Origin of the sequence: Nostoc sp. GT001 (assembly GCF_030382115.1) — a bacterium.
GTDB lineage: Bacteria > Cyanobacteriota > Cyanobacteriia > Cyanobacteriales > Nostocaceae > Nostoc.
Window position 1 is genome coordinate 7,272,912 of sequence record NZ_JAUDRJ010000003.1, and the last position, 20,562, is coordinate 7,293,473.

The following is a 20,562-nucleotide window of genomic DNA, read 5'->3' on the forward strand; positions in this document are numbered from 1 at the left end:
TTATACCAATTTGAAAAAAGAATGCGACAAATAGACCACTTGTAGAGACGCGATGAATCGCGTCTTTACCCAAGGATGTGTTGCTACTGCCTTGATAGCCATTTGCAATTGAATCGAGTACAGACCTTCTTAGAAGCACAGCAATACTGTCTTTTTACCCGCTTACTTTACTCCAAACATATTTTTGGCAGGTTTCACAGGCGGCTTTTGCTTCCTCTGTTTGCGGATTGGTGAAGACGGGATGGTAACGTAACCTGTCACAACAGACTTGCAACCATGCACGCCAGTCACCGCGCCACAACCGTACAGTGCCATCTTCACCACCGCTAACAATCGTCTGCCCATCAGCGCTAATGGCAACAGAATAAACCCAACCTTCATGACCACGTAAAGGTTCCGCTAAAGCAAGACCTTGCAGGTTCCACAACCGTACAGTGCCGTCATCACCGCCGCTAACAATCGTCTGCCCATCGGTGCTAATGGCCACAGAATAGACCCAACCTTTATGACCACGCAAGGGTTCAGCTAAAGCAAGACCTTGCAGATTCCACAACCGCACAGTGCCATCAGTACCACCACTAACAATCGTCTGCTCATCAGCGCTAATGGCAACAGAATTGACAAAACCCTGATGACCACGCAAAGGTTCAGCTAAGGCAAGACCTTGACGATTCCACAACCGCACAGTGCCGTCATCACCGCCACTAACAATTGTCTGCCCATCGGCGCTAATGGCGACAGAATTGACATAACCCTGATGACCACGCATAGGTTCAGCTAAGGCAAGACCTTGACGATTCCACAACCGCACCGTACCATCACTACCACCACTGACAATCGTCTGCCCATCGGTACTGATACCAACAGAATAAACCCAGCCCTCATGACCACACAAAGGTTCAGTTAAGGCAAGACCTTGGTGATTCCACAACTGCACCGTACCGTCAGTACCGCCACTGACAATATTCTGTCCATTGGCACTGATAGCGACAGAATAAACCCAACCCTTATGACCACGCAAAGGTTTCGCAAAGGGAAGACCTTGGTGGTTCCAAAACCACACTGTGCCGTCAGTACTACCACTAGCAATTGTCTGACCATCGGTGCTGATAGCAACAGACCTAACATTGCCTTCATGACCACGCAAAGGTTCAGTTAAGGGAATACCTTGGCGATTCCACAACCGCACCGTGCCGCCATCGCTGCCACTGACAATCGTCTGCCCATCGGTACTGATGGCGACAGAATTGACATTACCCTGATGACCACGCAAAGGTTCAGCTAAGGAAAGACCTTGGCGATTCCACAGCCGCACCGTACCATCAGCACCGCCACTGACAATATTCTGTCCATTGGCGCTGATGGCTACAGAATTGACATAACTCTCATGACCATACAAAGGTTCAGCCAAGAGAAGACCTTGGTAGTTCCACAACCGCACCATACCATCAGCACCACCACTGACAATCGTCTGCCCATCGGCACTGATGGCGACAGAAAAGACATCATTTTTATGCCCACGCAATGGTTTAGCTAAGGGAAGACCTTGGCGGTTCCACAACCGCACAGTGCCGTCAGCACCACCACTGACAATCGTCTGCCCATCGGCACTGATGGCGACAGAAGAGACATCATTTTTATGCCCATGCAATGGTTTAGCTAAGGCAAGACCTTGGTAATTCCACAACCGCACCGTGCCGTCAGCACCGCCACTGACAATCGTCTGCCCATCGGCACTGATGGCGACAGAATTGACATTACCTTGATGACCGCGCAAAGGTTCAGCTAAGGAAAGACCTTGGTGGTTCCACAACCGCACCGTGCCGTCAGCACCGCCACTGACAATCGTCTGCTCATCGCCACTAATGGCGACAGAATTAACATAACCCTGATGACCACGCAAAGGTTCAGCTAAGGAAAGACCTTGGTAATTCCACAACCGCACCGTACCATCAGCACCACCACTGACAATCGTCTGTCCATCGGCACTGATGGCGACAGAATTGATATAACCCTCATGACCACAGAAGGGAATCGAGACTCTTGCTTTATTAACCACCCGATTCAAACTGTTCTGAACTGATGCAAGAATCTGCTGGGGTAGTTTCTCTTGATTCTCCCCCATAGCTTGAATTGCCAAAACTAGACTATCTAGGGGTTGTAAGGGCAATAAATCGTCTACTCTAGCCGCTTTTTCTCGCAACTGGGATTCAGTAAGCGCCCTTTCCATCTCGGCAATCCGGTCTTTGTCATCGGCATCGCTACGCTGGTAAAAATCCTCATCTTGTTGGGGTGATTGCAAATCAGGCTGCAATTGTTGCCAGCTATCCCTCACTTGGGCCAGCAATCCCTTTTGCATTAAATATTTGTCATCCGACCTTTCGCTCAACCATTCCCGTCGCGTATTTTCTAATGTCTCGTTCAACGGTCGCAAGTCTCGGTCTTGTTGTCGCCACTGGGCAAACTGCTGCCAACTTTCAATTAAAGCTTCATGGGCTAGATTAATCCAGACTTCTCCTTTTTCATCTTTCCCAGTAATTAATAAGCGTCCCTTAACCAATCCCGCTTCACCATCTAGCAACTCACTAAGTTGTTGCTGTTGATTGGCATCATTACCTGCAATATTTAATAATGTGGCTTTTGGTTGGCGCTGTTGGGTATCCTTTTCTCCCTCTCCTGTTCCCATTAACCGCAGAAAAATCTGCTTAATCCATTCCTTTTCTTGCTGACTGCGTTCTTGAGTTGGATATTCTTGCTCATAATCTTGGTAGTGATAAACATTTTCTGCATGGAGATTTAACACCGCAGTTAATCCTCCCAAATTTTCATACTCTTCTTGGGTAAGTTGATGTTTCTTTTGCTCGCGTTTCTCCCACAGTTTAGTTAAGGCAAACTCTAACAATGGTAAATTCTCTGGTTCTTGTTGAAGATTTTGGAGAATTTGTAATGCTCCTGCTTCTTCAACACTATGAACCTGAAGCTGGGCAGGTTTGGCGATTATGTCCTTGAAATCAACTCCAGTTAAAGGCGGTATAACAACTACTGGGGTTTGAATCAGGTGAGCCAGAGAAGGATTATCTAAACAGGATTCCAGAAAATTGCCTCGCATAGTAATTACAACTGCTAACCGCGAATCATGAATCTCTACTACCCCAGTCAGTAGTTCAATAAATCTCTGCCGTTCTTCCTTATCTATACAAACTGTAAATACTTCCCCAAACTCATCTACCAGCAGCAAAAATTTTTCTGTGCTAGCCACAGCCTCTGTATCATCAATAGGTTTAGTCAGGCTGCCGAAACTGTTGTCATCCTGAGCAATTTCAACCACAAGGGCGTATTGTGTCATCTTGTTTTGTTAAAACTATTGAGAAAATTAACTCTGTGCTTTAAAATACCCAAATTAACTAGTGATTTACCCACTAGAGTTAAAAACTCTAGATTTAAAATTCAATTAGCGGTTGGAGCAACACGCGGTAGAAGCACAATATGAAAGTCTTCGTGACTGGGATAAACTCTATACCTTGTAGTCCAGTAGTAATTACGGGAGCGATGTCTAAGGGCGGGCTACGAACAGTTGAAAATTTCAGCTTAAGTTGACACCAATGGCTAGAAGCCCATCCCACAAGAGTTTGCTAATGCACTATTTTAGTTGTGCCACGCCACTACCTTGAGAAAAATCTCACATCGCGCTAGTCTTCATTCACGTAACTGCACGCTGTAACATTAGGCGATGACAAATCAACTCTCTCCAGAAATTCCTTCTTGTACTTGGAGCCGTCCCATCGGCTTAGGCTGGGACAAACCTTATACCGTCCGCTACGCAAGTAATATCGATGATGGCCCTTGGCATGGTATGCCTTTAGGTGGCTTTGGTGCAGGTTGCATCGGTCGTTCTTCACGGGGAGACTTTAACCTGTGGCACATCGACGGCGGTGAGCATACCTTCAAAAACATTCCCGCTTGTCAGTTCAGTGTGTTTGAATCCAATAGCACATCTTTCCAAGCCTACGCTTTGTCTACGCAAGCGCCCGATGATGGCACTCTCAAAGCGTGGCAGTGGTATCCTACAACTCCCGGCACAAAGGGGACGGGCAATTATCACGCGCTATATCCACGTAGCTGGTTTGTATACGAAAATGTATTTCAAGCACAGTTGACTTGTGAGCAATTTTCCCCAGTCTGGGCGGGTAATTACCAAGAAACTAGCTACCCTGTGGCAATATTCCTCTGGAATGCTCATAACCCCACAGATGCACCGATTACTCTCAGCATTATGCTCACTTGGCAAAATATGGTGGGCTGGTTTACAAACGCTCTCAAATCTCCCGAAGTGCGGGTACGCGATGATGGTAGTCCGGTTTATGAATACCAACCGCGCTGGGGCGAAAGTCAAGGAAACTACAACCAAATAGTTGAAAATACACAACAGTTTGGCTGTGTTTTAGGCCGGGTTGGTAGTAATGAACCTTTGCAAGAAGGTGACGGAACTTGGTGTATTGCGACGCTGAAACATCCCCAAGTGGAAGTATTTCATCATAGCCGCTGGAATCCTGAAGGGACGGGTGAGGAAATATGGCAAAGCTTTGCTAAAGATGGCTCTTTGCCCAATTATGTTGATACTACTCCAGCAACAGAGAATACACAATTAGGGGCTGCGATGGCTACGCCGGCCGCAGGCATCGCAATCCGTTTCACTCTCCAACCAGGCGAAACTCTCGAAATACCCTTTGTCCTCGCTTGGGATTTGCCGATTACAGAATTTGCCGCCGGAGTTAACTATTACCGCAGATATACAGACTTTTTTGGTAAAAGTGGAAACAACGCCTGGGCGATCGCATCCACCGCATTACAAGAATACCAAACTTGGCGATCGCAAATTCAAAGTTGGCAAAAACCTATTCTCGACCGCGAAGATTTACCCAACTGGTTTAAAATGGCTCTATTTAATGAGCTTTATGACCTCACCAGCGGCGGTACTCTCTGGAGTGCAGCATCAGAACTTAACCCCATCGGTCAGTTTGCAGTGCTGGAGTGCCTAGATTACCGTTGGTATGAAAGTCTCGATGTGCGGTTGTATGGCTCTTTTGCCCTGCTGATGCTGTTTCCAGAACTAGAAAAGTCGGTGATTCGGGCATTTGCACGGGCGATTCCTCAAGGTGATGATACTCCCCGAATCATTGGCTATTACATGACAATTAAGGCAGAAAGCCCGATTGCAGTTCGCAAAGTTGCAGGTGCAACACCCCACGATTTAGGCGCACCCAACGAACACGTTTGGGAGAAAACTAATTACACCAGCTATCAAGACTGTAATTTATGGAAAGATTTAGGTAGTGATTTCGTTTTGCAAGTATACCGTGATTTTTTACTCACGGGTGCTGACGATGTGGAATTCTTAGCAGATTGCTGGAATGCGATCGTTCAAACCCTCGACTACCTGAAAACTTTTGATCTCGATGGCGATGGGATTCCGGAAAATTCTGGCGCACCCGACCAAACTTTTGATGATTGGCGATTACAAGGTGTCAGCGCCTATTGTGGTGGATTGTGGTTAGCGGCACTAGAAGCTGCGATCGCAATTAGCGATATTTTATTAACTTACCAGACAGGTGACACAACAGAGTTGGCAGCGCAAAAATCCATTTATGAAACTTGGTTACAACAATCTCTTCCTATTTACCAAGAAAAACTTTGGAATGGTGAATATTACCGACTGGATAGTAAAAGTGGTTCCGATGTGGTAATGGCAGATCAATTGTGCGGACAATTTTATGCTCGTCTACTGGACTTACCAGATATTGTACCGAGCGATCGCGCCCTTTCTGCTCTGAAAACTGTTTATGACGCTTGCTTTTTGAAATTCTGTAATGGTGAATTTGGTGCTGCTAATGGTGTTCGTCGTGATGGTTCACCAGAAAATCCCAAAGCTACTCATCCCTTAGAAGTTTGGACGGGGATAAACTTTGGGCTGGCGGCTTTTCTCATGCAGATGGGAATGAAGGATGAAGCGTTGAGGTTGACGCAAGCTGTGGTGCAGCAAATTTATGAAAATGGTCTGCAATTTCGCACGCCAGAAGCTATCACCGCAACTGGTACTTTTCGCGCTAGCACTTACCTGCGGCCAATGGCGATTTGGGGAATTTACTTAGTTATTAATTAATTGCCTATCAAAGCGGTTCTCGTTTTGACGCAACACACGTAGATGTCATGGGTGTCAACTTAACCTGAAATTTTCTGAATGTATAAGTTTTACCCCCACCTCCTTTCCCAAAATTAGCACAAGGAAGCAAATTCTCCAGTTCCCCTTCTCCCATATTGGGAGAAGGGGTTAGGGGATGAGGGCAAGCAACCCCCCTTACTCGTACCTAACTTCTACCTTAAGTTGACACCTATAACAGATGTGCTTCCCTGGCAAATTCAACCTGTCTTCATCTGAGAAACCAGACTTTAGGTTTGCGATTTTATTTTCCGAGTATTTCCGGAAGCGAAGGAAAATTTCAGTAATGGTAAGAGTTGAAGCATTGAGAATTTAAGACTACTGTTTCAAAAAATGCAAAGATTACTAGCTTTAGCTATAAATATTGCTAATAGTTCCCAGACTACGTTCACAATCAAAAGCTAGGTTATGACGTGCCTATTTCTTTACTCAACAGCAAAGTTCATCAGATTGTGGCGCTGCGTGTTTGGCAGTGATTAGCCAACATTGGGGCATACGCTTAAACCCTTACAATTTGCGTAACTTCACGCCAGTCAGTTTTACNAGGTGCATTTCACCAGCCTTTAGTAGAAACAGTCCAAACTTTAGNAATGTGAAGCGCTATCAGTTTTTTTGCGTCTAGTAAGTTGGAATAACATTATAACCCTTAGATGGCTTATTGTCAAACAATTCATTGTTGTAGTTGTCTGGAGAGATAAAGGCGATCGCATATTGATTTTTGGTCTTGCTTGTACCACCATTTAGCTCAATTGCCACTACATTTATAATCTCAATTCTATAAAATAGAATTTTTTGCTGAATCAACTCAATAATATTTTGTGTTAATTAGCTTTATATCTATTCTTAAATTCTCTAATATTGTACAGACTTAGCCTGCGACACTTTTTGAGTAAATTTATCCATTTGCGGATCTTTTTATTGACTCAACTAAGGCTCGTTATAACTATTTATTTATATTACTCCTAACCAGTAATTTTCTTTTACAACTGGTTTATTTTATAATAACTATCTGCTCGTTATAAAATATTCGCAATCAGTTGACTGCGATTATATTTAGATAAGCTAAAGCTGTAGTCTTTGCAACCCAATAAAGACAAGTTTAATAAGTATCATTGTCTAATCTAACTTATTGAAAAATAAGTTTGATCCTATTACCATGAAGGGTTTTATTCTCTCTCGACTAATATTTCTACAAGTTGTTTTACATTNNNTTTAATGGTATTGTTTTCTAGNNNCTCGACAATAATAAAGGTTTTAAAATGATATCGGGTGAGGGGTAAGACCCCCTCAAAATTAGCAAAAGAGGACAAAACTAAAAGCTGCACAACACACAAGTAAGTATAGGAATATATTCAGTAAATTTGACCCATAAATATACTAGATTAGTAGATGACAGCAACGAGAAAAAATAGTATAAATACGAATGGTGTTGTTAACGCTCAAAGATAAATATATTTTCTCTCTTAGTCTAAAAAAATATGCAAACTTCCCGGAAATTGCCTAATCCAACAGTAGTAAGAAATATAAGCGTGTGAACCAAGAAAATTTATTTACTTATGGATTTTTATCCCTTGTAAACATCAAACACCGCTCCACTGCTTATAATTTGCCACAAGCAATTCAAGATTTGCAAAAAGGCTAGTGCAGTTTGTACACCTCAATTAAAACATCAACAATCGCAGAGAAGAAAATAGTTTACTTCACCCAAAATAACTAAACACTATGATGAATCAAGACCTTGCTGGTATTAGTAGTAACTTAGATAAAACAGTGAAAGCTCAACAATTTGACAAAGTAGTTGAAGCAATTCTTGCTGGAAAGTATTCCTGGGCATGTGTTTTAATGTTGCGATTTGGTGGTTATAATCCTCTGCATTACATTCCATATCGCACCTACAATCGATTGCTCAAAGAGAACTCTCAAGCCGATAGGACAAAACAACAGCAAAGTGAAAATCTAAAAATGCTGAAACACGCTCATAATTCCCAGTCTGATAATAATGTTTCATCAAGCTGCTTAAGCAAAATTAAAGACGTAGCTTATCTAGAAGTCGTTAGAAAGCAAAAAGCAGAACTCCGTGCTGGTAGTTTAGACCAGAGATTGACACAGCAAATTCACGAACATCAATCAAGCAAATCGCCATTAAAACCAGAAAATGTTCAAGACATTTCCTTGAAATCCTGTGGATTCAATTAAAAAGTATTTGGAATCAATAGATTCCGCTCTAAAGTTGATTGATTATCTGAAAGCCTGTTATGCTAATTGGAAATTTATAGCATGACAGGTTTTCTATAGCAGTCATGAATTTGATAATATTTTGCAAAAATCTGCCAAAATGGCAAATATATACTACTGATATTGGTAAACTAATAACAACTACAACCTAAATCAAAATAGAGGTGATTTGGCAATCAAGTTAATTTAAAAAATAAAATCAACGATTAGTTCTAACTATGAAATAAATCAAACTGATTACAAAAGTAGTCAGCATTTCATGGAGNNNATAACTCCTAAACCAAGACCAATAATCCAACTGTTACTACTGGTGGTTCTTTTTCTGAGGAAGTCTGAGCAAAGAGAATTTGGCGAGGTGGATTCCCCCAATCCCAATTTTACACAGCTTTCACTGACTGCAGACGGTGCGAGTAATGCTGATAAAACTTTCTATCCTGTGGTTGATGTTGCTTTAGTTAATATTGCAAACGCTTAACATCAATTCTAGGAACGGAAATAGAAAAGTTACAGTGAAATTGTTGTCCTTGGCTGGTAGAACTAGTAGCTCATACGCTTCTCTTTCGACTATTGTAATCCTAGTCCTCCCAACCTGGATTATCTTTGGTTTATAAACTTTCAATTTATATAGCAACTACTGGAAGGTTCAAAACTTGAATAGCTTCCAGTTTTTTATCTATATATAAAAAAATAAGGTAGGCAATTTGCCCACCTTATTTTTTATGAATACTAGATATTTGGTGCAATTAATCTAGAATCCTTGTAGAGACATAGCACCGCTACGTCTCTACATTCTTTTTCACTTCCATATTTAATGATTGACTAATTCAAAAATGAATTAAACCTTGGCTAATTCTGGAGTAGGACTCTTGCTGTTGCGAATTGCTGTAATAGCCTCAGCATAATCTTTTGCGTTAAATACAGCTGAACCAGCGACGATCGCATTTGCTCCCGCTTCCAAAACTTGCCAGGTATTATTTGCCTTCAATCCCCCATCCACTTCAATCCAGGGGTCAAGACCACGTTCGTCACACATTTGGCGTAGCTTGCGGATTTTGGGTAACACACCAGGAATAAAGCTTTGACCACCAAAACCAGGGTTGACACTCATAATTAGTACTAAATCGCACAAATCTAGAACATATTCAATTAGCTCTAGAGGAGTACCAGGATTAAGTACAACACCAGCTTTTTTACCAAGCTCTTTTATTTGCCCCAAGGTGCGGTGCAGGTGTGGGGAAGCATTATGCTCGCAGTGTACGGAGATAATATCAGCACCCGCCTTAGCAAATCCCTCTACATACTTTTCTGGCTCCACAATCATCAAATGGACATCCAGAGGCTTGGTTGTAACCGGACGAATCGCCTCCACAATCAGAGGGCCTATCGTAATATTAGGTACAAAACGACCGTCCATGACATCAACATGAATCCAATCCGCTCCAGCTGCATCTACGGCACGAATTTCGTCACCCAAGCGACTAAAATCGGCTGATAGGATAGATGGAGAAATTACAATGGGCTTTTGAGATAGGTTTTGGGTCATGGCTAGTGGATTTTTAAGCGTCCTCGTCTGTACGCATTGTAACAAAACATTGAACAAGACTCATAATTTTGATCCCGGTTTTTTGGGGACAAGGGGGAATTATTGAACAAGTCTCTCCTTTGTCTCCCTCCTCTTCCTTGTCTACCTTGTCTCTTCTCCATGCCTAATGACTAATAACTAATGACTAAAAAACTAACCTGGATATTTTGGGGATTAACTGCTTCTTGTCTAAGTGCGCCAGTAATTGCTTCAGCTTTAGAATCTGCACTAGGAACTAATGGCATTGATGCTCTGAAGCTACACAAATCTCCTTATAATTTAATCGGTCGTAAGATTGCTATTGGTCAAGTGGAAATTGGNCGGCCGGGAATGTTTGGGTGGGATAAGGCGGTGTCTAAAAATCGTGCCATATCTTTAGCAGCAGTTTTCTTACGCAATGAGCCAGCTAAGTCTAATAATGGTGTTGACGCCCACGCCTATAATGTCGCTGGTGTGATGGTGAGTCAAGACAAAGCTTTGCCAGGAGTTGCTCCAGGAGCGCGATTGTATTCATCGGCGGTGGGTTCGACTAAAAACATGGGTCAGCCAGAAGAGTGCTTGTCAGCACAGCACATAGCGCTCCAAAATGGTGGCGATCTCCGTGCGATTAACTTTAGCTTTGGGGAACCTCTGAGTCGCGATCCTCGACCGGAAGCTACTTTAGACGGCAATGCTTTATTAACTTTATGTGTTGACTGGTCTAGTCGCGCTCATGATGTTTTGTATGCGATCGCTGGCAACCAGGGGAAAGGTGGTATTCCTATTCCTACAGATAATTTTAACGGAATAAACGTGGCTTTTTCATCCCGCCGCGGGGGAGTTTTTAACAAAGTAGACGTGGCTAATCTGGCGGGTGTTAACCAAGGGGTGAATGGAAGACTAGCTGGAAGGGAATTTGACCTGGATGGGCGTCGCGCTATCAGTTTAGTTGCTCCTGGTAATAATATTCCTTTGCTCAATCCAGATGGCAAATTGAACAAGGTTACAGGTACTAGTTTTGCCGCGCCTCAAGTTACGGCTACCGTTGCTCTGTTGCAAGAACTTGCAGACCGACAGATGCGGACAAAACAACCCCACTGGAGCATTGATTCTCGGCGTCATCAAGTGATGAAAGCTGTATTGCTGAATTCAGCAGACAAACTTTTAGATAGCGGCGATGGCTTAAAGTTGGGAATGACGCGGACGCTAATTGATAAGCAAAATCAAAACTGGCTAGATTCTGATGCTTATAAAGATCCAAAGATTCCTTTAGATGCCCAAATGGGAGCGGGTCATTTAAATGTATTTCGCGCTTATCAACAATTTAGTGCTGGTCAGTGGCAAGCATCAGCTGCGGTGCCTGCTATTGGTTGGGATTATCGCACAGTTGATGTTGGAGCATTTGTTGACTATATATTAGCAAAACCCTTAAAGCAGGGAAGTTTTGTTGCTGTCACCCTGAGTTGGGATCGATTGGTAGAACTCAACGATAAAAATAAAAACCAGCAATATGATCTAGGCGAAACTTTTCGCGATCGCGGCTTAAATAATCTCGACCTATACTTAGTAAAAGCTGATGCTCAAAATTCTGATGCTGGTGCTATTTGCTCCTCAATCAGCCAAATTGATAGTGTAGAACATATTTTCTGCCCCGTTACTGCTACTGGCGATTACAAAATCCGTGTCCAGTTTCGTCAAAAGCTCAATGAAGCGACTCAACCCTACAGTTTAGCTTGGTGGAGTGTACCTATTAATTAATTGAAATAGGGTAGCACAAATATCCGTGTAAAATTATAGCGTTTTTCTCGTTCCCATACGGAGTATAGGAACGAGATTTCGTGCCTATGATAAAGGTTATTCGATCTATAAAAACCTCACAGAAGTGGTTATTTTATGATTACGTAGCTTACAATACGTTTATACGTAAAGATAAAAATTCTTAGAAATCAAAATTTTTTATAAGTCGTCTGTATAGCCGTCTCAATAAGGTATTCGCAACTCCACAAGTTGTGTTTAATTACTCTGAGCTACTAATTTGCTGTTACGAAAACTGTAACAGTCCCATTTTTCTATAGGAGTAAATGCAATAGTTAGTCATTGACACAGTATCTGCGTCAACTCTGAGCACAAATCGGGAATCTTTGGCAAGTGAGGTAGCAGAATGAATCGCCATAAATTGAGTGATGCAAAAGAAAATTTCCTGCAAAGACGTTACGGTGTGAGTCTAGGTAGACGTTATGCTCTGGCAGCTGCAAGCGTTGTTCTATTCAGTGTATTAGGGTGTTCTCAAGTCGATAGTAATAAAAGTGCCCTTGCCCAATCTAGTTTACCTCAGCCAGAAACTCCATTGCAAAAAAAAACAGCGAAAACTGATACAAAAATCGTTGAGTCTAGCAATAAGTTTGGCTTCAAACTGTTTTCAGAAGTGCTGAAAAACGATCGAGGTGGGAATAATATTTTTATCTCACCTTCGAGTGTTGCGATCGCTCTTGCTATGACTTACAACGGCGCTAGCGGTTCGACTCAACAAGCAATGGCAAAAACCCTAGAATTACAGGGGATGAATCTACCAGAAATCAACTCTTCTTATGCGGCGGTATTAAAACAGCTTTTAGACAATTCAGATGCGAAAGTGCAATTGAATATTGCTAACTCACTTTGGGCAAATCAAGATGTTAGCTTTGCACCAGACTTTCTCAATATAACCCAGGACTTCTATCAAGCCAAAGTCAGCAATTTAAACTTTCAAGATGCCGCCGCATCTAATATTATCAATAATTGGGTCAAAGAAAATACTAACGGCAAAATCACTAAAATAGTTGAAAAAATTGAACCAAATCAGGTATTATTTTTGATTAATGCCATATATTTTAAAGGTAATTGGACTAACGAGTTTGACAAGAAAGAAACTGCTCCATACCCTTTTTACATCACATCTGGTAGGCGAAAACAACACCCAATGATGTCACAGGAGGGTGATTATAGATACTATGAAAGCGAGAATTTTCAGGCAGTTAGTTTACCTTATGGGAAAGATGGTAAGATAAGTTTTTATATCTTTTTACCCGAAAAGAATTCTAACCTCAAAGCCTTTTATCAAAACTTGAATGTTGAGAACTGGGAAAAATGGATGACTCAGTTCAACAACCAAAAAGGGTTTATTCGCTTACCCCGCTTCAAAACAGATTACGATATTACACTCAATGATGCTTTAAAAACTTTAGGTATGGGGGAGGCTTTCAGCAACAAAGCCAATTTTTCTGGCATGGGTAAAAATTTTGCCATTAGCGAAGTTAAGCATAAAACTTTTGTTGAAGTGAACGAAGAAGGTACCGAAGCGGCGGCTGCTACTTCAGTGGGAATAGTAGCAACATCTTTTAGAGAAGAACCAGAACCATTCCGAATGATTGTTGATCGTCCCTTCTTCTGTGCTATTCGGGATAATCAGACGGGAAACATTTTGTTTATGGGTTCAATTATCGAACCACAATGAGGATGTAGGAGGCATTGAAGACTTCATCTTTTTAAAAGAGAACTTCCAAAAAATAAAATCCTCAGTCAATATAAATGATTAATTTACATTCACTGTATGTGCAGATAATAATTTTTAGAAGTCATTATCCGTAAAGGGAACTATGGATGGTGAAAATTTTGTTAGTGATGGGGAAAATTCTAACCTCGCGGCATAATCATCTGTTTGTGATAGTTCCAGTTCAATTGTTTGCTGTTCTTTTTCATCAAAAAGCAACTGAATTTGATAACTTGTCCAGAATTGTTCACCTAGTTCATCTTCTAAATCAAAAGGCTGTTCTTCATCACCCCATATATTCGACCAAAGGACTATTTGATTAGCCCGAAAATGGTTTTGACCTTTTGTATCTCCAACTACAAAATATACTTCGACATTTAAATCGAATCCCAAATCATCGACTTCTGCCTCTGCTATCTGACAGCTAACGACAATTAAACTATCTGGATTAATATCTACTACCTGCTGTTGGCGTTGCAATAATTCTTGAAATACAAAACTAGGTAATAACTTTGAACTCTCCTCAAGTAGGTTTTTTTGAGTTTCTGGAGAGTAACGAGTTTTTAATTCTTGCGTGATTAAATTTAAAATATCTTCACTGGCTAAATTGACAACTATCTGTTTATTTGCGGGATTAAGGAAACATCCTTGATTAAGATTAATGTGTTTTTCAATTGGCATAGTTCTTTAAAATCCTTTTAATGCGAACGGATAATTCACAAATCAAGCTCAAACAAAGATAAGGAATAAATATTACTTTAGCTTCTGTTCTATATTTTTAGCAAGACGTACTTAATAGCAATTGCATCTTTAGTTCAAGCAAAATTACTGATTGAGAAGATGTCAAATTACTAAATGGTGTTTCTGGCCTAGAGATTTTCTTTGATGCCGATCGTTTTGATGGTAATGGATCTGAGCAATTAGTTGGTATTATTCAAAATCAACAATCTTTAGTGGTCTATCAAGCGAAGTTTGAAGGGTAAATAAACGAACCACAAAGGCGCAGAGGGCACGGAGAGAGAAGACAAGAGATGTTTCAGAAGTGTCTCACTCAGCATAGTTGGCTTGACAGAGTAATAGATAATCTGCAAATTAATTTAGGTCAAGCAATTACAACTATCACCTAACAATAACTAGACTTCAAGTAGCTAAATGCTGTTTAAAGAGTGGATTTTAACTATAATACTTAAGCAATACTATAGTTAGGGTAATTTGCCAATTAGTACTAGTACAAGAACATCGTAGCGAGTTATACGAGCTTTTGACAAAGTACAGATGATTTGCCAATACCTCAATGGAAGGAATGCCCTGCTGCCTGATTTAATCCAGTTTCAGATTAGCGTGAATGACCCAAATAGTTTTATGATTCTCTACGAAAGCATATTTGAAATTATTTAGGTCTACTACCAAAATATTCTCAAGCTCATTCTGGAACATGGTTAATGGTGTGAATTACCGAAAGGTGATTTGTGCAATACTGGTTTTGAACCTTCTTCCAGGGTCAAATAGAGTACAGGGAGATGCAAAAGTATGGTTGAACACCCATTTCATGACCAACTGAGTTTAGAGGAACAAACTGAAAAACTCGGCAAGCAAGCAGTAAGCTTGGGTTTGATTCCCAGCTTTGTGGTGCATTACTTTCCTGATACCTGGGTATTTTATATACCCAATGAAACTCAATCGGAACCGCTGACACCAGAAGAGGCATACTTTCGTTTAAAGCAACTGGTTAAACAGTAGATATTTTGACGACACATTTTTGAAGATAACGGCTAGACACTGCAATTGTTAAGTAACAGTAGTTATGGCGAAACCAGCAATTTTAACCGTGGATGACGATCCAGAAGTATTGCAAGCGGTGTCACGAGACTTGCGTCATCAGTATGGCGATCGCTTCCGCATTGTCCGGGCAGATTCAGGTATCACGGCTCTGGATGTAGTACAGCAACTAAAATTGCGGAATGAAGCAGTTGCTCTATTTTTGGTTGATCAACGTATGCCCCAAATGGGAGGCGTGGAGTTCCTAGAACGAGCAAAAGACATCTTTCCCGATGCGAAACGCGCCTTGTTGACGGCCTATGCAGATACGGATGCTGCGATTAAATCGATTAATAGTACCAGACTTGATTATTACTTACTCAAGCCCTGGAATCCACCAGAAGAGAAGCTATATCCGGTTTTAGATGATTTGCTAGATGACTGGCTAGCTGGATTCCGTCCACCCTTTGAAGGCATTCGAGTCATTGGTAATCGCTGGTCGCCTTTTTCACATCAGGTGAAAGACTTTTTAGCACGTAACCAGGTTCCATTCAAATGGTTAGATATTGAACTGGAACCGGATGTAGAAAAATTGGTGGAATACGCCCAAGCTGATGGCAGACAGCAATTGCCATTGGTATTGTTTCCCGATGGTTCCCGATTAATTCAACCATCTAATTTAGAGATTGCCGCCAAAATTGGACTGCAAACTCAGGCAGAGCGCCCCTTTTATGACTTAGCGATCGTGGGTGCTGGCCCTGCCGGATTAGCAGCCGCCGTCTATGGCGCTTCTGAGGGATTGAGTACTGTATTAATTGAGCGTGAAGCGCCAGGAGGCCAAGCAGGTACGAGTTCGCGGATTGAAAACTATTTAGGGTTTCCTGTTGGCTTGAGTGGCAGTGATTTAGCAAGGCGGGGAGTCACCCAGGCGCGGCGATTTGGAGTAGAAATTCTCACTCCTCAAGTAGTAACTGGGGTTCGACTGGAAGATCCTTATCGGATTCTGCAATTAGCAGATGGTAGCGAGATTAGTTGCCATGCACTTTTAGTTGCAACCGGCGTTTCCTACCGTTGGCTAAAGGTTCCAGGAGCAGAGAAGCTCACAGGAGCAGGAATTTATTACGGTGCTGCTATGACTGAAGCGATCGCCTGCGCCAACGAAGAGGTTTACTTGGTAGGCGGGGCAAACTCTGCTGGACAGGCAGCAATGCATTTTGCTAAGTATGCTAGCAAAGTGATTATGTTGGTGCGGGGTGAGTCACTAGCATCAAGTATGTCTCAATATTTGATTGACCAAATTGCCGCGACTGAAAATATCAAAGTTTGCACGGGTTGCAGCGTCGTAGAAGTCAAGGGAGAGGAACATTTAGAAGCAATTGCGATCGCCCATGCTAAAACTGGACAAACCGAAACCGTGTCGGCGCGATCGCTGTTTATTTTCATCGGTGCTAGCCCCAAAACTGATTGGCTTGATGGCGTTATTCAACGCGATGCTCAGGGATTTATCATCACAGGGCCAGACTTAGTGCATAATGGCAAATCTCCTCGTGGTTGGTCTTTAGAACGCTCTCCTTTCTTATTAGAAACCAACATTCCCGGAATCTTTGCAGCCGGAGATGTCCGCTATGGCTCAATTAAGCGGGTGGCATCCGGTGTCGGAGAAGGTTCGATCGCCATTCAATTTGTTCACCGCTACCTAAGTAATATTTAGCTAAAGCAGCCAATACTAAGCCGTATAAAATCTGCAAACCCTCTCCCCTGCTCCCCTATCCCACTTCGACTACGCTCAGTGACCACCTGCCCCCTGCCCCCCGGTTACTGAGCGTAGTCGTTGGCGCAGCCTCTCGTAGAGAAGTATGCCCCCCTGCCCCTTCACTGACTTGCGTTGATGCCAATTACCCCAATGATTATTAAGGAGATCGACACAAGTTTGATGAATGTGGCAGATTCCCGAAACCAAATAATCCCAATAAGAGCGACTAGAATAGTTCCTAATCCAGCCCAGACAGAATAGGCGACACTTACTTCAAGTCTCTTGAGGGCAAAGGTCAAAAAAGTAAAACAAAGTCCATAGAAGACAAATATTAATACTGAAGGAACTATTTTAGTAAATCCATCCGATAATTTCATGCAAGTTGTGCCTGAAACTTCAAAAAGGATGGCAATTATAAGGTAAATCCAACTTGTTGACATATTTTTTGTAAGTGGTTTGTTAAGAGCAACTCGCCCTAAAAATAGAATAAACAGTCCTGAAGTAACTCATTAAAAATTTTTACCAGTGTAATATCAATTCTCCATGAAGATGCTTTGGAGGGAGGGCATAGCGGGAGATAAATATATGCAGCTTCACAAAGAAAGGGTGTAGGTGTTCCAACATTTAAAACCAAACGTGCAGTAGTATAATTGAGGCTATTCCGGGGCTTTATGGCGATGAAATTGCTCAAGTATTAGGGCAATATCTGCTGTAGTGTGATTGTGTTTTTGTCCTACTAATGGTATGAGAAATGACGGCTCAATTTGAATACAGCACTCTTGCCGATCCACAGGATATTCAGCAGCTGATATATATCCTTGAGCAGTGTTTCATCAGCCCAGTTGGTGGCGAGGAAGCTTATGTTAATCTCATTGGCGTAGAAAATTTCCGTATTATTCGGGGATTTGGGCAATTAGTTGGTGGATTGGCAACTCTGGATATGGGCCAGTGGTGGGGTGGTGTGCGTGTACCAATGACAGGAATCGCCGCAGTGGGTATTGCTCCAGAGTATCGTGGTTCGGGAGCTGCGATCGCTCTCATGCAGCAGACGCTCAAGGAACTTTATGCTAGAGGTATACCGCTCTCTGCTCTTTATCCAGCCATGCAAACTCTGTATCGAAGAGTCGGCTATGAGCAAGGGGGTAGCTGGTGTAATTGGGAAGTTTCTACTAGGAATATCCAAGTGCGAGAGCAATCCCTACCTTTGCAACCCATAGTGCCAATTAATCATCAAGTCTTTCATGAACTATATCAACAACAGGCGAGACAAACGCATGGATATTTAGACCGACATCCCGCAATCTGGGAGCGCTTAATTCAACCAGATGAGAAGGAAACATTTTACGCATATTTTATCGGTACAAAAGAGAAACCCGAAGGCTATATCCTCTTCAGCCAACATTCAAGAGAGGATGGCGCAATCCTGCGAATCAAAGATTGGGTAATTCTCACAACTGCGGCTGCACAAACATTCTGGTCTTTCCTTGCCAGTCATCGCTCTCAAATTGAACACGTGCGATGGAGGAGTTCTGTAACTGATTCTTTGACATTGCTACTACCAGAGCAAACTGCCAAGTTTAAGAATACGATGCGTTGGATGCTGCGGGTAGTAGATGTAGTTAAGGCGCTGGAGATGCGGGGTTATCCATCGGGAATCGAAACTGAACTGCACTTAGACATTCAAGATAATTTGTTAGATGCAAATAATAGTAAATTCATTCTTTCTGTTGCCAATGGACGCGGTGAAGTTACAAAAGGTGGAAAAGGTGAGTTGCAGTTAGATATCCGAGAATTAGCACCACTATATACAAGTTTGTTCGCTCCCTACCATTTGCAAATAGCCGGAAAACTGTATGGGACAGAAACCGCTATTTCAGCAGCTACGCAAATCTTTGCAGGTAGTTCTCCTTGGATGGCTGATTTCTTTTAACGTGAACTCTCAACTAACCTTTCTCTGCGTTAGTTCAAGTCTGTTCCTCTTGAAAGTCGGAGAGGGATTAAAGTCCCCCAAAGGTGAGGTTACAAATAGCTCACAACTCATGTGTATTTATCCTGACTTAATTTTGTTACTTTTCGTCAAAAAGGTAGGAAAAGTGGGATTTTTTGTGGGGTGGACATCTTGTCCGCCCTTGTTTATTATAGGCGGACAAGATGTCCACCCCACAAGATTGGATAATTTATTGATAACCCCTAAATTGGAAACATAATTAATCCTTCGCTCGTCCTTCCGCTAGATTAACAATTTATGTTGTTGTCAACTCACACACAAATTAAACTGTCAGCAATTTACTTTTAATAAGTGATGATGATTTATCGTGCTTATCTAATCCCAAACCTCATCTGGTAAAAATAACTCAACGGGATTTATGACTTTTTCTCCGGAAGTTCAGCACAGTCATCAGAAAACAATCTAAGTAAACCTGATTAGTTGATCCTAACTTGCACACCCACATTCACAACATGAAATCACATCTACTGGCGATTGGTTTAAGCAGTTTGGTTATAGTTGCAGGACAAGCTAAAGCCTCACAATTACAGTCTTGGTACTATGATTCTAGCCAAAACCAATTAGACCTAACTACCACTTCAGGAATAGAACCAAAAGCCTTTTTATTAGATAATCCTAATCGATTGGTGATTGACTTACCTGGAACTAATTTTAATTCCGATACTGTCAAACGAAGTTTTGGGAAAGCGGTGAAAGAAATTCGCCTCGGCAAACCAGACTCTCAAACCACTCGTTTTGTCGTCGAGTTAGCTCCTGGTTATGATGTAACTTCCCAAAATATATCAATTAAAGGAGATTCTCGTTCTCATTGGAGTTTCAAATTCAATTCATTTAACCGCCAAAATAATCCCATTGTTGGAGAAAATCGAGAAGATATTGCCATCAGATCCACAGATGCATCGACATTTGCTGGAGTTGTAAATCTTGGTCAAGAGATGGCTGGTATTACTTCTCAGATTCGCACTTTGTTGGCAAGTTATAAATCATTGAATCCGGGAATATTTTTCTTAGATTTAGATACAGGAAACTATATAGATATTAATGGCGAAAAAAGATTTGCTGCTGCCAGTACAATCAAATTTCCCTTATTAGTGGCTCTTTTCCAAGAAATAGACGCAGGTAGAATTAAGCTCACCGATAAATTAGTGATGCGGCGCGATTTAAAGGTGGGCGAATCTGGAATTATGCAATACAAACCCATCGGCACTAAATTTAGTGTCCTAGAAACTGCTACCCTGATGATGACAATCAGCGATAATACCGCCACAAATCTAGTTCTCGATCGCTTGGGTGGTGCTGCAAAAGTTAGTCAACGTTTTCGTAGCTGGGGATTGCAAAATACGGCAATGCGGAATCTCCTTCCAGATATCGGTGGCACAAATACAACTAGTTCCAAAGATTTAGTCAGATTGGCGGCCTTAGTTTCTAATAATCGTTTGTTATCCCCAACTAGCCGCAATCAAGTTTTAGGCATTATGCGCCGTGTCAAAACCAATAGTTT

The 20,562-nt window shown here is 41.9% G+C and carries 14 protein-coding genes; 9 read left to right on the forward strand and 5 right to left on the reverse strand.

Annotated elements, in window-relative coordinates; translation table 11 throughout:
* Nucleotides 1-154: 154 nt before the first annotated feature.
* Nucleotides 155-3,346: a WD40 repeat domain-containing protein gene (locus QUD05_RS33730; protein WP_289799850.1), complete on the reverse strand. Its 3,192-nt coding sequence runs from the start codon at nucleotides 3,344-3,346 to the stop codon at nucleotides 155-157.
* A gap of 384 nt (nucleotides 3,347-3,730) precedes the next feature.
* Between QUD05_RS33730 and QUD05_RS33735 the strand changes: the two genes are divergently transcribed.
* Nucleotides 3,731-6,160, forward strand: a complete 2,430-nt coding sequence (locus QUD05_RS33735) for a GH116 family glycosyl hydrolase (RefSeq protein WP_289799851.1) — start codon at nucleotides 3,731-3,733, stop codon at nucleotides 6,158-6,160.
* A gap of 523 nt (nucleotides 6,161-6,683) precedes the next feature.
* The gene (locus QUD05_RS33740) at nucleotides 6,684-6,839 is read left to right on the forward strand and encodes a hypothetical protein (RefSeq protein WP_502911423.1); all 156 of its coding nucleotides are present in this window, start codon (nucleotides 6,684-6,686) and stop codon (nucleotides 6,837-6,839) included.
* Here the strand turns inward: QUD05_RS33740 and QUD05_RS33745 are convergent.
* A complete protein-coding gene (locus QUD05_RS33745; protein ID WP_289799852.1) occupies nucleotides 6,836-6,973 on the reverse strand; it encodes a hypothetical protein in 138 nt (45 codons plus the stop codon). The genes QUD05_RS33740 and QUD05_RS33745 overlap by 4 nt on opposite strands.
* 969 nt (nucleotides 6,974-7,942) lie before the next feature.
* Here QUD05_RS33745 and QUD05_RS33750 point away from each other — a divergent pair.
* The gene (locus QUD05_RS33750) at nucleotides 7,943-8,413 is read left to right on the forward strand and encodes a HetP family heterocyst commitment protein (protein WP_289800138.1); all 471 of its coding nucleotides are present in this window, start codon (nucleotides 7,943-7,945) and stop codon (nucleotides 8,411-8,413) included.
* 874 nt (nucleotides 8,414-9,287) lie between these two features.
* On the opposite strand, the gene rpe is transcribed toward QUD05_RS33750, so the two are convergent.
* The gene (gene rpe / locus QUD05_RS33755) at nucleotides 9,288-9,995 is read right to left on the reverse strand and encodes a ribulose-phosphate 3-epimerase (RefSeq protein WP_289799853.1); all 708 of its coding nucleotides are present in this window, start codon (nucleotides 9,993-9,995) and stop codon (nucleotides 9,288-9,290) included.
* Between the two features lie 180 nt (nucleotides 9,996-10,175).
* Here rpe and QUD05_RS33760 point away from each other — a divergent pair, with 180 nt between their 5' ends.
* Nucleotides 10,176-11,771: a S8 family serine peptidase gene (locus QUD05_RS33760; RefSeq protein WP_289799854.1), complete on the forward strand. Its 1,596-nt coding sequence runs from the start codon at nucleotides 10,176-10,178 to the stop codon at nucleotides 11,769-11,771.
* Nucleotides 11,772-12,174: 403 nt separating this feature from the next.
* Nucleotides 12,175-13,506, forward strand: coding sequence for a serpin family protein (locus tag QUD05_RS33765; RefSeq protein ID WP_289799855.1), 1,332 nt, complete (start codon nucleotides 12,175-12,177; stop codon nucleotides 13,504-13,506).
* A gap of 114 nt (nucleotides 13,507-13,620) precedes the next feature.
* Here the strand turns inward: QUD05_RS33765 and QUD05_RS33770 are convergent, their stop codons facing one another.
* Entirely contained in the window at nucleotides 13,621-14,223 is a 603-nt protein-coding gene (locus QUD05_RS33770; protein WP_289799856.1) for a hypothetical protein, read from the reverse strand.
* An 849-nt stretch (nucleotides 14,224-15,072) separates the two neighbouring features.
* On the opposite strand from QUD05_RS33770, the gene QUD05_RS33775 reads away from it, so the two are divergent.
* On the forward strand, nucleotides 15,073-15,282 hold the full coding sequence (locus tag QUD05_RS33775) for a hypothetical protein (RefSeq protein WP_289799857.1): 210 nt from the start codon (nucleotides 15,073-15,075) through the stop codon (nucleotides 15,280-15,282).
* Between the two features lie 64 nt (nucleotides 15,283-15,346).
* Nucleotides 15,347-17,011, forward strand: a complete 1,665-nt coding sequence (locus QUD05_RS33780; RefSeq protein ID WP_289799858.1) for an FAD-dependent oxidoreductase — start codon at nucleotides 15,347-15,349, stop codon at nucleotides 17,009-17,011.
* Between the two features lie 161 nt (nucleotides 17,012-17,172).
* Here QUD05_RS33780 and QUD05_RS33785 read toward each other — a convergent pair whose 3' ends face one another.
* Complete coding sequence (locus tag QUD05_RS33785) at nucleotides 17,173-17,493, reverse strand: DMT family transporter (protein WP_289799859.1); 321 nt, start codon at nucleotides 17,491-17,493, stop codon at nucleotides 17,173-17,175.
* Between the two features lie 311 nt (nucleotides 17,494-17,804).
* On the opposite strand from QUD05_RS33785, the gene QUD05_RS33790 reads away from it, so the two are divergent.
* A complete protein-coding gene (locus tag QUD05_RS33790) occupies nucleotides 17,805-18,983 on the forward strand; it encodes a GNAT family N-acetyltransferase (protein ID WP_289799860.1) in 1,179 nt (392 codons plus the stop codon).
* Between the two features lie 530 nt (nucleotides 18,984-19,513).
* On the forward strand, nucleotides 19,514-20,562 hold a 1,049-nt coding region (locus tag QUD05_RS33795; RefSeq protein ID WP_289799861.1), incomplete at its 3' end, for a serine hydrolase.